The organism is Brevibacillus reuszeri, from assembly GCF_002897295.1.
GTDB classification, from domain to species: domain Bacteria; phylum Bacillota; class Bacilli; order Brevibacillales; family Brevibacillaceae; genus Brevibacillus; species Brevibacillus reuszeri_A.
Map to the genome: position 1 here is coordinate 177807 of NZ_BEXF01000011.1, position 14372 is coordinate 192178.

Annotated in this window: 14 protein-coding genes; 4 read left to right on the forward strand and 10 right to left on the reverse strand. The window is 46.2% G+C overall.

Translation table 11 applies throughout. The features are described 5' to 3' along the window. Positions 1-121: 121 nt before the first annotated feature. The 5 genes from C3B52_RS18925 to C3B52_RS18945 all read right to left on the reverse strand — a co-directional run bounded on the left by C3B52_RS18925 (position 122) and on the right by C3B52_RS18945 (position 5364). Positions 122-1270, reverse strand: a complete 1149-nt coding sequence (locus C3B52_RS18925; RefSeq protein ID WP_103107953.1) for an ABC transporter permease — start codon at positions 1268-1270, stop codon at positions 122-124. Position 1271: 1 nt separating this feature from the next. Next, positions 1272-2396 (reverse strand): ABC transporter permease, encoded by a 1125-nt coding sequence (locus tag C3B52_RS18930; RefSeq protein ID WP_103107954.1) that lies wholly within the window; start codon positions 2394-2396, stop codon positions 1272-1274. 13 nt (positions 2397-2409) lie between these two features. Next, entirely contained in the window at positions 2410-3348 is a 939-nt protein-coding gene (locus C3B52_RS18935; protein WP_103107955.1) for an ABC transporter ATP-binding protein, read from the reverse strand. Positions 3349-3466: 118 nt separating this feature from the next. Next, positions 3467-4582 (reverse strand): sensor histidine kinase, encoded by a 1116-nt coding sequence (locus tag C3B52_RS18940; RefSeq protein WP_103108005.1) that lies wholly within the window; start codon positions 4580-4582, stop codon positions 3467-3469. Between the two features lie 11 nt (positions 4583-4593). Continuing rightward, positions 4594-5364, reverse strand: a complete 771-nt coding sequence (locus C3B52_RS18945) for a response regulator (RefSeq protein WP_373419736.1) — start codon at positions 5362-5364, stop codon at positions 4594-4596. Between the two features lie 203 nt (positions 5365-5567). On the opposite strand from C3B52_RS18945, the gene C3B52_RS18950 reads away from it, so the two are divergent. The 4 genes from C3B52_RS18950 (at position 5568) to C3B52_RS18965 (ending at position 9580) form a co-directional block, all read left to right on the forward strand. Next, positions 5568-6179 (forward strand): TetR/AcrR family transcriptional regulator, encoded by a 612-nt coding sequence (locus tag C3B52_RS18950; RefSeq protein WP_103107957.1) that lies wholly within the window; start codon positions 5568-5570, stop codon positions 6177-6179. Positions 6180-6224: 45 nt separating this feature from the next. After that, entirely contained in the window at positions 6225-7523 is a 1299-nt protein-coding gene (locus tag C3B52_RS18955; RefSeq protein ID WP_103107958.1) for an MFS transporter, read from the forward strand. A gap of 124 nt (positions 7524-7647) precedes the next feature. Next, a complete protein-coding gene (locus C3B52_RS18960) occupies positions 7648-8103 on the forward strand; it encodes a hypothetical protein (RefSeq protein WP_103107959.1) in 456 nt (151 codons plus the stop codon). Positions 8104-8278: 175 nt separating this feature from the next. Next, entirely contained in the window at positions 8279-9580 is a 1302-nt protein-coding gene (locus C3B52_RS18965) for a copper amine oxidase N-terminal domain-containing protein (RefSeq protein WP_103107960.1), read from the forward strand. 3 nt (positions 9581-9583) lie between these two features. Here the strand turns inward: C3B52_RS18965 and C3B52_RS18970 are convergent, their stop codons facing one another. The 5 genes from C3B52_RS18970 to C3B52_RS18990 all read right to left on the reverse strand — a co-directional run bounded on the left by C3B52_RS18970 (position 9584) and on the right by C3B52_RS18990 (position 14274). After that, entirely contained in the window at positions 9584-10984 is a 1401-nt protein-coding gene (locus C3B52_RS18970) for a sensor histidine kinase (protein WP_103107961.1), read from the reverse strand. Positions 10985-11091: 107 nt separating this feature from the next. Further along, a complete protein-coding gene (locus C3B52_RS18975; protein ID WP_235615778.1) occupies positions 11092-11985 on the reverse strand; it encodes a hypothetical protein in 894 nt (297 codons plus the stop codon). A 106-nt stretch (positions 11986-12091) separates the two neighbouring features. Further along, the gene (locus C3B52_RS18980) at positions 12092-12739 is read right to left on the reverse strand and encodes a response regulator transcription factor (RefSeq protein WP_103107962.1); all 648 of its coding nucleotides are present in this window, start codon (positions 12737-12739) and stop codon (positions 12092-12094) included. Positions 12740-12915: 176 nt separating this feature from the next. Further along, the gene (locus tag C3B52_RS18985; protein WP_103107963.1) at positions 12916-13350 is read right to left on the reverse strand and encodes a HEAT repeat domain-containing protein; all 435 of its coding nucleotides are present in this window, start codon (positions 13348-13350) and stop codon (positions 12916-12918) included. A 48-nt stretch (positions 13351-13398) separates the two neighbouring features. Beyond that, complete coding sequence (locus C3B52_RS18990; RefSeq protein ID WP_103107964.1) at positions 13399-14274, reverse strand: radical SAM/SPASM domain-containing protein; 876 nt, start codon at positions 14272-14274, stop codon at positions 13399-13401. Positions 14275-14372 lie beyond the last annotated feature (98 nt).

Below are 14372 nucleotides of genomic sequence, written 5' to 3' on the forward strand. Positions count from 1 at the left end.
CATTTCGACACGATTCTCTTTATCCCTTGTTTATCTGTTTACGCGCGATTATTAAATTTGTTTGGAGCAGAAAAAGACGCGTACGAAAAGCCGTAAAAGGCTACGTACACGTCTTTGATTCTTATACAAACTGCCTGCTATCATTATTTCGCCCAAACCGATAGATCGCAATCAGTGCAAATACGACTGCAAATCCAACCAATATCGTCATGTTCATGGTTAAACTGCCAAGTGTTTGCCCTTGCTGGAGCTTGTTGATCATATCAAGCAGCCAGTGCTGCGGCAGGAAGTTCGAAATTTTCCTGACCGTGTCCGGCATGATATCCATCGGAAAATAGCATCCTGCCAGCAGACAGCTCGGCGTAATAATCAAATTTTGCAGGGCACCTGCGCCTGACGTGCTTTTCGCAAAGGCAACGATCAAAAGTGAGAGGGCCACAGCCGCCACCGCGAACAAAAGGAGTGCTGTTATCAATTGACCATAAGGGATTCCTGAATCGATATGAAAGACGTTTTTCATCATAAAGAGTGTCACCACAATTTGTACGAGCATGAGAAGCATGTTCACCACTACGTTTGAGATCACATACATTCTTGCTGACATCGGCGAGGACAGCAATCGCAAAAAGGTACGATTCTCTTTTTCCTTGAGAATGATCTCTGACATATTGACGGCGGAAAACATCATAAACGAGATAAGAAGGCCAATCGATTGATACGTCATTGCCTTTGTAGTTGACGTGTTAGGCAGCGCATTCTCCTGCAGCGTAAAATTTCGCTGGCTATATGCTGCGTAGATGCTGGAAAATGCTGCTTCATCCCCTTTTGCCTCTTTGCCGATGGCAGCGATATTGCTGATGTAGCTTTGCAGCATCGCTTTGAGGTAGGCAGTCACCTGTATTCCTTTCACGGAAACCATGTTCAGCTGACCCGGCTGACCGCTGCGGACACTATCCGCAAAGCCCTGTTTAAAAATGATTCCGGTGTCCAGCCTGCCTTCTGCTAAATCCGACTGAAGCGTTTTTTCATCCGTGACGGTAACCTTGACATGACTGAGCCCCTCCATAAAGCGGATCGTATCAACTGTGATGGGGTGATTCCCGTCCTGATTGATGACACCTACCTGAATGGTGCTCGTTCTCACGCTGCTGTAGATCAGCATGGAAATCAATATACCGATGATCGGCAATCCGATGTACATGAACCAGCTTCTTTTCCTACGAAAGGTATCCTTCAAGGTTTTTCGAATGAGCCACATCATTTCACTCATATTAAAATGCCTCCCGTTTACGGATGGAGATGACTGCTGCGATAAGGGCAAGCGCTGCAACCCCTACATTCAGCCCGATGGTAGACCATGCTGCTGTGGTATTATCGGCATAGATGATTTGCATCAAGGCAGTGTTGGCCCAGCGAATCGGCGACAAATGAGTCAGGAAGCCCATCACTCCATCTGCTCCATCGACTGGAAAATAAGCACCGCCAACAAAAGAAGCCACTTGCGTGAAAATCATGACAATCACCCCCGAGCTTTCTCCTTTAGCCATGAAGCTGACACCAAGCCCCAAGCTGACTGCAGCTAGAACTTCTGTCAGCAAAACAAGCACAACCATGCCATAATGGTCACCCCAATCGGCGTGAAGCGCGTATTTGCTAAACAAGACTACCAGCAGAACACAAATCAGATTGATAACCGTACAGCCAATAACTTTTCCTGCGAAAATGGTGCCTTTGCTCACCGGTGCTGCCATCAGGCGAATGGCGGTATTGCGAGTACGTTCTCCTCTAAACAAATTGCTAGCCGAAATGATCGAATAGAGCGCGATCATCGTCGTCATCGCAATAGCATAATAATCGGTCGAGCCCGGTCTTTTGGTTGGATCAAGCGAGGTCTCGCGGATAAAATCAGAGCTTTGTCCAGCGCTTTTGACAATTTCTTGGGCAATAGCAGGCTCTACCTGATAGGCCGCTGATGCAAGTGAATAACGATCCGCGAACACAGTTAACATGCCCTGCAAAATATTGCTCTCGATCGTATCCCTGCTGCTTCCATAAAAACGGATGCCATTACTCGTAATTTCTGCGTACGCCGTATAGCGATCGTTACGAACCTCCTCCTGACCGTTCAGGCTTGAATCGGCTTCAACAGCTTTGACCCCTTCTTTTCCAATCTCCTCTATAAATCCATGCCAATATGCTGTCAACTGCGGATCGTTCCCATTGCTTTTATACAACAGGTGCAAGTCCTCCATCTTATGACCGGGGGCAAATGCATTGGACAGCGCAGCTCCCAGAATGAGCATGAGCACGATCGGCATAGCCAGCATAAATACGAAGGTTCGTCTATCACGAAAATTTGATTTTATTTCTTTCACCGCGATGTTCCAGATGTTCATGGCCACGTCCTCCTCAGTCTCGCAGGTTACGGCCGGTTAAGGTCAGAAACACCGACTCCAGATTAGGCGCTTGCTCCTCGACCGATCGAATCTCGACCTGATCCTTGATCAGTTGCTGGATGATCCGATTCAAGTTGTTGACTTCGGCTTTGGAAATGATTTTGAGCGTATTTTCTTCTTGCAGCACGGCTCTCACACCCGGAATTGTTTTAAGTGAGTCCAGTGAGTGCATCTCGTCCGCTTTGAACCCGATCCAGATTTCTTTGGAGTCGGTAATAATTGATTTGAGCTGCTCCTTGGTTCCTTCTGCAATGATTTTTCCGTGGTCAATGATGGCGATACGCGTGCAGATTTCTTCGACTTCCTCCATATAGTGGCTCGTGTAGATGATCGTGCAGCCCATCTCGTTCAGCTTGCGAACGGAGTTCAAAATATAATTTCGAGAGTGCGGGTCAATCCCGACTGTCGGTTCATCCATGATAATCAGCTTCGGGCGATGTGCGATTGCACAGGCGATGTTCAGACGGCGCTTCATGCCACCGGAAAAATTTTTGGGAAAGCTTTTGTGCTTGTCAGCAAGCCCTACAAATGCCAGCGCTTCCTCGGTACGTTCCCGAAGCAAAGCTCCTCGCAAGCCATACAATCCGGCGAAAAAGCTCACATTTTCATACGCGGTCATGTCCTCGTAAATGGCGAGCTCCTGCGGGACGATGCCCGTATTCATTTTGGCGAATCTGGCTTCCTTGGCTATGTTTTTTCCTAGCAGACGGATTTCACCCTTGGTGCTGCGCAAGAGAGAGGCAATCATATTGATCGTGGTGCTTTTACCCGCTCCATTGGCACCGAGAAAACCAAATATTTCACCTTCTCGCACATTCAGCGACATATGATCAACGGCGATGAAATCACCGAATTTCTTGGTCAAGTTGTTGATTTCCAGCACATAGCTCATCTGGAGTCACTCCCTTACTCGTTATGTCTGTATTCTAATAAAAGAGGATGCTCTTATGTCAGTGCATAAGTTCATCCTCTGTGCATGAGAATCTTCACTTTGTTTTACATGAATGGTTTCACTCGTTCATGTAAGGAATGAGTGTCGTCACACGAAAGCCCTTTGTCCCGTCGACGATGACTGTACCACCAGCCGAAGCCGCACGCTCCTCCATCCCTAGAATACCAAGCCCTTTTACCACTTTTTCTGCGCCTACGCCATTGTCCGACACGATGGCTTGTATGAATTTATTCAGTACCCGGACTTCGAGATTGATCGCAGTCGCCTTGCTATACTTGAGGGCGTTCGTCGCCGCCTCGGTCGCATTCTGCTGGATGATTTGCCACTGAAACGGCGTTATGACATCAATATCCCCGTCAAAAGTCAGCGTAGCTGAAATGGTTTCCCTTGCCGACAGCTCATCCACGAACAGCCGAAGCCGATTGATTCCCATCTCCTCGGACTTTGGCTTTACTTCCTTCAGCGTCTGCCTGATCCGCTCCATCCCTTGCTTGGAAATGGAGATCGCATTGCCCAATAGCTCAGCCGCCTTTTCCCGATCCATCGAAAGCAGCATCCGCGCCGCTTCCATCTGAATCAGCGCACCTGCCACGGCATGTCCGACATCATCATGGATTTGCTGGGAGAGTCGGCTCCGCTCCTCTAGCTTGATCGTATATTCAGACTGTCGGATATATTCGTTGTTTTCGCTCAAGGTTCGCGTCAGCCTCTGCAGATCGTCTCGCATCCTCTCCCGCTCCTCCTCCAGCCTTCCAAGCCTTTCACCCAGCACACTGCTGCTCGAATACAGCAAAAAGCTAAGCAAGGCACTCAGCAAATATTGCGGAATCAATTCGGGTGTAGCGAAAAGAAGCGGTAGCAGCATCACGAGCAACGCGAGCAGTGAGCTTTTTCCAGAGAGAAAAATGAGCTCGTATATGCTGATGGGTAGTAATAAAAGAAACAATGGCTCCAGACTGACCGCGCATGCGATAACCTGCAGGGCTGATAACCCGGCAAAGACCAGCTTCAGTTTAGGCTTTTTCAAGATTGAAATCGTGATGTTCACAGCCATGTAAAGCAAATAGCACAAGATCTGCCAGGGGCTCAGCTCAGAAGCCATATTGGCTAGAAACGATGCCGTGATGATATAGCCGAGTACTGTCGCTTTATTTCCAATCGTCCAATATTCCATCGCAGCTGATTTCATTTGTCCGCCATTCTCGCTTCACCCGTTAAATAGTAGATTGCGATCTGGGTACGATGCTCCAGTCCGGTCTTGTTTAAAATTGCTGTGATGTAATTGGCAACGGTGCCTTCGGAAATGAACAGCTTTTTGGCGATTTCCTTGTTGGATAATCCTTGCGCAATGTGCTCCATGACATCAAGCTCGCGTTCTGTGAACAAGCTGCGGTCGATTTTGCTGCCAAGTGGAGCTGGAGATGATGGTTCAGCGGTTGGATTTGCTGAAGCACTTGAAGGCGTTTGTGCTTCTGGGCGCCCTGTAGCGAGATTTAATTTGATTTTATCCAGAACCACATCCTGCAAGACATGATGGTTGTTGTGAACGCTCTTGAGGGCGTCACGAATACGCTCTGGCTCATTATTTTTCAGCAAATATCCGCGTGCCCCAGCCTTGACGGCTTCTAGGATAAACTCATCATCATCGAACGTCGTCAGAATCATCGGCTTGACCGTCGTCTGCTCGGTCAGGATACGTGCCGTCTCCACGCCGTTCATATTTGGCATCCGTACGTCCAGGAGCGCGATGTCTACTTCATTCTTTTGGCAAAAAGCAATCGCTTCTGCACCATCCGCAACCGTTCCCACTACTTCAAATTCTGCGAAGGTAGTCAGGATAATCTTCATCCCTTCCCGAATAAACGAATTGTCGTCAGCGATCAACACTTTTATTTTCACTGTGGCCTGCCTCCTGTCGCCTGAGCATTCTGCCATGCGTTTGGCCGATGAACACATCCCCATTTTTTAGCAAACCAATTATAGCAGAAAAAGGGAAGGGAAATCCTCTGATTGCCATCAATAAAGCCACAAAATTCTCGGCCCAAAACTATGCGTTCCGCGACCTCTTGAAGGATTTGGTCTTCACTTATAGACTGACGGTCAGTCATATGGTAATATTTAACTAACAACTGACCACTAGTCAATGGATGGAGGTACCTATGAAACGAATCGTAAAAGATCCGCATACAAGACGTGCGGAGATACTCGAAGCTGCCGGAGAGCTTTTTCGCTCTCAAGGATACGTCCATACCTCTGTAGAATCGATTATCCAAAAGGTCGGCGTCGCCAAAGGAACCTTTTATTACTACTTCAAATCAAAGGAAGAGATACTGGACGCTTTTGTCCACTCGATAGTGGATCAGCTCTGCGAAGAATACCAAAAAATCGCCAATGATCCTGCGCTCGGGGTGATGGATAAAGTACGGCACATGCTGCGTGGACAGAGCCGTATTGAAGCACAGGAAAGTGAATGGCTGAACAGCCTGCACCGCCCTGATAACAGAGAGCTGCATGAGCGTGTAAACATCGCCATCGTTTTAAAAATTGCTCCAGTACTCGCACAGGTCATTGAGCAGGGGAATCAAGAGTCCGTGTTTCAGGTGGAAAATGCGTTAGAGACAGTCCAGTTTCTTCTGGCAGGGTCCCAATTTCTTTTGGAATCTGGTCTTTTCCACTGGGATCGGGATGATCAGCAAAAACGGATGCAAACGATGCAGGTCATTATTGAAAAGTCTCTGGGAGCAAAGCCTGGGTCATTTTCGTTTCTGTAAACCTTCGGGCTATTGCCATTCTCATTACAGATGGGAGAGAGTATGATGAACGGTCATGATAAAGCCTTTCGCAGCTTTCTAATTATTTGGTCAGGGCAGCTGCTTTCGGCAATCGGCAGTGGACTGACAGCATTCGCCTTGGGAGTGTATGTCTTTCAAAAAACACAATCGACCACGAGCTTTTCCCTGGTTATCCTCTGCTCCTTTTTACCTTCGTTTTTGCTGCTGCCGTTTAGCGGCGTGCTTGCAGACCGATTTGATCGCAAAAAGATGATGATCATCGGAGATTCTGGTTCGATTGCGGGCCTGTTGTTTATTTTGTTTTTCATGCTAACAGGGAGGATAGAATTGTGGCATATCTATATAGGTGTAGTGCTGAGTGCGATATCTGCGTCGATTCTCTCCCCTGCGTACAAGGCAGCCGTCTCCGATCTTGTTTCCGAAGAAAAGTATGCGCAGGCAAGCGGGCTCATTCAACTAGCTGGTTCTGCCCAATATTTGATCTCCCCGATCATTGCCGGATTTCTTCTCAGCTTCTTTGATATCAAAACGGTTTTAGTCATCGACATCCTGTCCTTCCTGCTGGCTGCCGCCGCTGTTTTTATCATCATGAAGCAGATTCACACCCCAAAACGGATTGAACAGCAAAGCTTTTTTAGTGAAATGGCAGAAGCCTTTCGCTACCTTCTTTCCCAGCGTGGCGTTCTCTGGCTTGTTCTGTTAATGTCCGTCGTTTGCTTTTATATCGGACTGATGCAATCACTATTTGGCCCGATGATGCTGACATTGACTGATTCCAAGGTTCTCGGTATCGCTCTTTCTATCGCTGCATCCGGTATGCTCATAAGCAGTATTTTTATCGGGATTTTCGGGACGGGGAAAAACAAGGTTTTCATCCTCTCCCTGTTTCTGACACTAGCTGGTCTCTTTTATGCCTTGATGGGTGTATTCACGACTGTCACCCTGATTGTCGTCTTTGGTTTCCTCTTTTTCCTCACGCTCCCGTTTGTGAACACAAGCCTAGAGGTGCTAATTCGGACGAATATCGATAATGAACGGCAAGGCAGGGTATGGTCTCTCGTTTCGGCTATTTCCCAGATCGGTATGGTTCTGGCTTATGGTTCAGCAGGTTTTCTGGCTGATCATCTTTTTTCACCTCTGTTAGCCCCGGATCGTTTGTTGGGGCAGACAGTAGGAAGCATCATCGGGACTGGACCGGGTAGGGGAATTGGGCTTTTATTCGTTGTTTCTGGTGTGATGGTGGCGATTTTGGCGATTGTCATTGGACGGGTTCGAAGGATAAAAGAGCTGGAAGGTAAAATGGCAAAGGAGAGCAACGTCTAGTCAGTCCAAAAGCATTCAGGATAGCATTCATGAAAAAGTACTCAGCCACTTCAGACACAACGAGAGCCTACTCTGCCCGCATCATCTGCTTCGTTCAAAATACAAGTATAGCGAGGGAATACGCTTGAAAAAAACGACTTTGCTCCTCTCTCTTCTTTTCGTCTTTTCATCGCTCATAAGCGGTTGTAATACCTCTTCTTCTTCGGAAACGCCACTCCAAAAGCAAGTACAGGTGGATAAAAATTATTTACTTGCACTTCGTACAGCCAACAACTTCTTGATTGCGTGGTTGAACAGAGATGCTGCGAAAGGTAGTGAATTGCTTACTGATAACGCTAAAAAATCAGTTAGCCCAGAAGATTTAACCATGTTTTTTTCAGGGTTATCAAATCCTCACCATCAAGGCTTCGAGATCATTGGACATGAAAATGCAGGTGAAAATACGGTGACGTTTCATGTTTGGTTATACGAGTATTATTCTGGCGAAACACCGGAACCAGAGAAACGTCCTGAGCCTTATACCATTGAAGTTAGTAAAGTAGATGAGAATACATGGCTGGTTAATAATCTGCCCAAATAGAGGTATACAAAAAAAGAGGGGATTCTCATATGGTAACAATCTCATCCAGGAGTTTCTTCACCTGCTTCCCTGCATCCTTTTGATCAGGTAAATAAGCAAGCGATCATAGTAAAATAGAGTAGCCTCCAAATGTTGGGTATAGGCAAGTACTTAGGGAGATTTGAGGAATTTAACGATGAAGAAAATCTACCGAGCGGGTATGTGGCTTTTGTTGACGATACTGCTTTGCACAGCTAACTTCTCAACGGCACGATCCGCATCGCAGGTCCATGTAGCCGTGGATGGGCAATATGTGTCCTTTCCTGATGGTGCACCATATGTAGATATAAAGTCCAAGCGCACGATGGTTTCAGTAAGATTTGTAGCAGAAAGGCTAGGTCTTCATGTGCAGTGGAACGGGAAAACAAATCAGGTGACGCTGAAGAAAAAAGACGAAACCATCCAATTAACCATTGGGCAAAACCGCGCGCAGGTGAATGGGAAAAATGTAACCTTTGATTCTCCAGCTGTGATCAAAAACAACCGTACAATGGTTCCGCTTCGTTTCATCAGTGAAGCCTTTGACGCGCAAATCGATTGGATTGCCGAACGTAATCTGGCTGTCGTGACTACTCCAGGGCATGCGAAAGTAGTGCCTCCAGCAATGCCACCGTCCACCATTGATCGTACTTCGCAGATTGAACGAGGTACATGGATTTGGAATTCCACCATCATCAAAACGGACCAAGAAAGCATCCTCAAGTTTGCTAGTGATAACCAATTGACTACGATATACCTGCAGATTAATAAAGACATCCCGGCAGCGGTATATCAAAATTTTGTTCGTGGAGCAAGGGAAAAACAAATCAAGGTGGAAGCACTAGAAGGCCGTCCCAATTGGGCATTTACCTATAATCAGAACCAAATCAAGGAGTTTATTTCATGGGTAACGTCATACAATGCAGCGGTTAGAGCAGAAGAACGGTTTGCAGGACTGCACTTCGATATTGAGCCTTATATTTTAGCTGAATGGAAAACAAATAATCAGCTGGTTATTGAAAATTGGATGGACAATATGCGGTTTATTGAAAGGGAAGCCAAAGGTAGTGGTTTAAAAATTACGTTGGATATTCCTTTTTGGCTTCATCTCGTCAAGGTCCCCAGCTCCAACTATAGCTTCAGTGCATGGCTATTAGAGAAGGTCGATTCTGTTGTCATCATGGATTATCGAAATGTTGCTTTAGGCAATGATGGAATTGTTGCCAACGCAAAGACAATCTTAAAGGAAGCAAGCACGCTTAAAAAGAACGTAATCGTTGCGGTGGAAACTGCCCCTAGTTCAGAAGGTGCCTTCACGACGTTTTATTCGTTAAGTACAGGGGCTATGAAAACCGAATTAATAAAAGCAGAGGAACAGCTGTCTCCGTATCCAAGCTACGCAGGATACGCGATCCATAATTATGAGAGCTGGACGGCTTTAGATGCAAAATCGAAGTGACCGTTACTCGTCACTTGTAAACGTTAATTTAGCTGTTGTACCTTTTCCCACCTCTGATGAAAAGCTCAGCTCTGCTTCATGACTAACAGCAATCTGCTGACATAGCGTCAAGCCCAATCCCGCTCCGCCACCCGCGCGACTGCGGGATGGGTCAACACGATAAAAAGCCTCCGTTATATGAACGAGATGATCCTCTGCCATACCTCTACCGTTATCCTGGACGAAGATCACCTTATGTTTGTCCTCCAGATCAGCTACCAGCCTGATCACACCGCCTTGCCCACATGCCTTCATCGCGTTGTCGAGCAAATTAACGAGCAGGATATGCATCAGATCGGCATCACAAAATAACGTATCAAAGCGATACTCATAGGTAATCTGAATGTTTTCTTCTGCTGCCTTCATGAACAGGGCTTGCTCGACCCCACGTACTAACTCACTCATGTGAACCTCGTTACGCCCAATGTTATTTCCACGAAGAGTTGCCATATCCATCAAACGATACGCGATATTTTGTAATCTACGGCTTTCCGACATGATGTAATTCGTTGCAAACAGCTTGTCTTCTTCGGTACGTACAACCTTTTGAATATACTCGGCATACCCATAAATGGCGGTCAACGGAGTTCTCAGCTCATGAGCCAAATTATCTACAAATTGCTGCTTCTGCCTAGCAGCTGTCTCCAGCTGATGCATCTGCCCCTGAATTTCTTCTGCCATATAATTGAAGCTTTGCGCCATTTCCGCCAGCTCGTCATTTCCCGATACCGGAAGTCTGGTTTCATAGGCACCCGCCGCGATATTACGGGATGTTTGAGAAATCTGGGTGAGCGGCCTGAATATTCGATTAAGCAGTAACAATAAACCTGCCGCGAACAAGCTGGAGAGCACCAGTCCGGCGAGAAACAGCATGTTTTTCATTTGCTTCCATGCGGTGATAGCATCAGTCGTATCGTATAAATAAACCATTGTATATAAATCATAGGGCGCCGGAAGCTTCCCCGAGACGATGACATGAGTACGCTCGTCTGTTTCTTGGATCGACACTATGCGGTCTCCCTCTGCTGGCGGCTCCAAAAAATGGCGCGGCAGCTCCACTTCCTGACGATTGGAATAGAGAAGCTGATTCCCTTTATACAGGGCCAGCTTTACCTTTTTATCACTGGACAAATAACTGTACGGCTGCAGCAGTGAACCCAAAGAATCCTCGATTTTAATCCCTCGGCTTTCTACTGCATAAAAATCCTTTACGAGTGCAGACGTTATAAAATAATGCTCGTCCAAGCTTTTTTCCTCGGCCCGATTCACCGTATCTTTGAATGTCGTAATCGAGATAATTACGATCCCCAGGTTGAAGGAAAGGAGAAAAAGCACCAGTGTGGTTAAAAAGGTCCGATTTTTCATCGAAAAAATCACCTCTATCTATCATCAAATGGCTGTATGCATGCGATTATACAAGAGGAAGCCGCCAACTTTGTGGCGGCCGAGAAACTGCTTCTCTAATAACACCCCTAATCCAAGTCCAAAGCCTTTAGAAAAGGTTGCCCGTTATCGCTGGCAGCGGGCGCTGACTTTTCCAGCTCCTTCACTTTTTCCTCCACACGCTTGATAAGCTTTTCATGTGATTCCAATACTTGCTTGTATTCCCCACTGTAAACAATACCGAGTAGCGCCTTGTCATGGCGAGAGAAGGTCATTAATGCAATTTCTCCATTTTCACCCGTGATATCTAGTGAAATGGTTGGATCATTGTTGCTGTACCCTTGGCCGTTGTAGGCAACAGACTTGATCTTGCCATGAACGACATTGTATTTCTCCGCTTGTAGCTTTGCGAGCGCAACATACTCCTGCGGATTTTTATCCAGAGCTGCATCAAAAGCGACGGAAACTGTTTCATTCAGCGTTCTTTCACGCCCGATGTTAAATACTTCACCTGTTACCGAGTCCACAGAAAAGCAGTAGCTGCGCTTACCGTTTACGACCACATCTGCATACCAGCTCGAACGAGGGAGATTTTCAGTTGGCTGCTGATAGCCCATTTCAATTACCTGTCCCTCTAACCCAAGCCCAAAAACGTTCCAAAGCGTCTGAGCACCAATTTCTGCTGCAGCTTCTTTCGGCATGTCTTTGCTCGTTGGAGATTGATTTTGGTAATATTCCAGGTTGATGTTTCGAATCGTATAGTTTGCTTTTTGGTAGCCAGCTGGCACGCTATTTTGCGCCACTTGAGAAGATCCGGCTGCGAAGCTTGCATAGCTGGTAGAAACCATATTGGTTTTGTTATACTCTGACGCTGTCGCAGCCAGGATGAATCCCTGGAACAGCAATGTGCTGGCTCCCGTGATCAATGCTGCCGCTACTACCGTTTGCTTCCATCCCTTTTTTACCATTCGATCTACTTTCACGCTAAATCTCTCCTTCATTGTTTTGTTTGTGATCACAAAAGCAGTATAGAAGGACAAAATCATAGAACCATCATCAAGTTATTAGGAAGTTATAAAAATTTCTCCGTTACACCTCCAGACGGTATCCCAGCTTGTAAACCGTTTTAATTCTGGAATCCATCTGCAGCTTTTTTCGCAGCTTTTGAATATGAACATCCACTGTGCGAGTATCCCCTACATAGTCGAAGCCCCAGGCAAGCTCGATCAATTTTTCCCGCGACAAGGCAATATTGCGATTGGTTACTAGCACCTCTAGCAAATCGAATTCTTTTGGGGTACAGTCCACCGGTTTCTCGTTCACAAAAGCTTGTCTGCTCTCAAAGTCGATCCTCAGTGCATCCAGTTCAAAGCTTTTGCCTTCCTTTTTCGTGCGCCGCAGTACCGCATCTACCCGTGCCAGCAGCTCCAGCATTTCAAACGGCTTGACCAAATAATCATCTGCGCCAAGCGTCAAGCCCTTCACCTTATCGGATAAACTGCTGCGAGCGGTCAAAAAAATCGTTGGCGTGCCTCGAAGCTGCTGAAAAACCTCAAACCCATCCAGTTCCGGAAGCATGATATCCAGCAATATAAGATCGACTTCTTTTAGTGCCTGTATTTGAATGGCCTCTTTTCCATCAAATGCGGAAAGGCATGTATGTCCCACAGCTTGCAGATTTCTTCGGATCAATTCATGGATCGGGATTTCATCCTCGACAATTAAAATGGTTGCCACGGGGGATCACCTCTCTATTAGCATAGCACGGTGTTGTTATCGAGTTGTAAAAGCACCCCTTCATTCCTATTGATTTGATTACTGTCGATAGCAGAAGGAATAAAAAAAGCCCAAGTGGTTTCTTCACTTGAGCTCTGTAGATCATTCACTTAGATCAACTACTCTTTTCAAACTTTCTATAACGATGCCCAGGTTTTTTCAAGCCACTGATCAAAATCAGTCTCTTTTTCACCCTCGTACGCATCATATACATCTGTTCTCATTTTCTGTAGCTTCTCTTTGAACTGTTCAAACGTATGATCTTTTGGCAAACTCTTCTTTATTCTTACCAAGGCTTTCGTTGTGCCTTTAATCAAGTCGCCTTTTTTCTGTGACGGTAATTGGACATCTTCGCCAAATTCTTTGAGCTTCGTGTACGCAGCCTTTTGTACCTTGTACACAGGATCACTAGTCATGATTCGCTTTAATATATCGATGGTTTGGCTGTGTTTCCACTGACCTAACTCTTCAACAGCATCAAAACGTTCTCTCCAATTCGACGTTCGATTAGCCGATTTTTTTAGCTCCTCGTAGTTTGAGGGTAACTCATTAGTTGCTCCATTATGATTCAAAAAGATCAATCTCCTTCTATTCTTGTCTACTCTATTATAGCACTATAACTACGCTCCAAAACGCTGACGATACCCGCATCTCCTGCATAGCTCCTCGACAGCCTCTCTGCGCGAAAAGCCTTCGATAAGATTATTCGCACGCTCGCCATCGACGATATCCGAAAATGAAGTCTGATTGATATTTCCCAGATTAATGACGCCTTCCCCGTCCAGACAGCAGGGCACGACCGTACCATCCACCAATATAGCAGCCTGACTTCGCAGTCCATGGCAAAAGCCTTTACCGTCATCCTCTGGAGCTGTCATGCTCGGCCACTGGAATTCATGGTCCTGGTTCAAATAAACGCGGTCCGCGATTTTCACGCCGCTGCCCGGCTCTACTTTCTCTTCGATTTTGTAATCAAGGCCAAATTCCTTTTCTACAATTTCGAGTGTCTGGCGGTTTCTATTCTTTTGAATGTTTGTCGCATTGTCCTGTGTTAAATTCCAGAGACGGAACGAGAAGATGACTTTATGCTCCTCCGCTTCTCGGACGAAGGAAAGAATTTCCCTTAAATAGCCTTCGCGGTTGGTAGAGCCCTCATGTCCGTCAAAGCTGTGGAGTGAAAAATTCATCTGTCTCAGTGCTGGCTTGCCAAGCAGCTTGTGCCGATTTTTTGCGATCAGGGTGCCGTTTGTCGTGATATTGACCTTAAAGCCTTTTTCGTGGCTGATATCAAGCAGTTCATCGATTTTGGGGTGAAGCAGCGGCTCTCCTTTTACGTGCAAATAAATGTACTTGGTATGCGGCTTGATCTCGTCCAGCCTTTTGGCAAAGTCCTCGACCTTGATAAAATTGGCTTTGCGCTCCGTCGGCGGGCAAAAGGAACAGGCAAGATTGCAGATGCTGGTGATTTCTATATAAACTTTCTTAAATGTTTTCAAGATATTTTCCCCATTCTGAATATCTATGATAGGATGACGTTTTCTTAATCATACCCCACATAGTACCATAGGAGAGCTTTTATAGGTAACGGTGCATT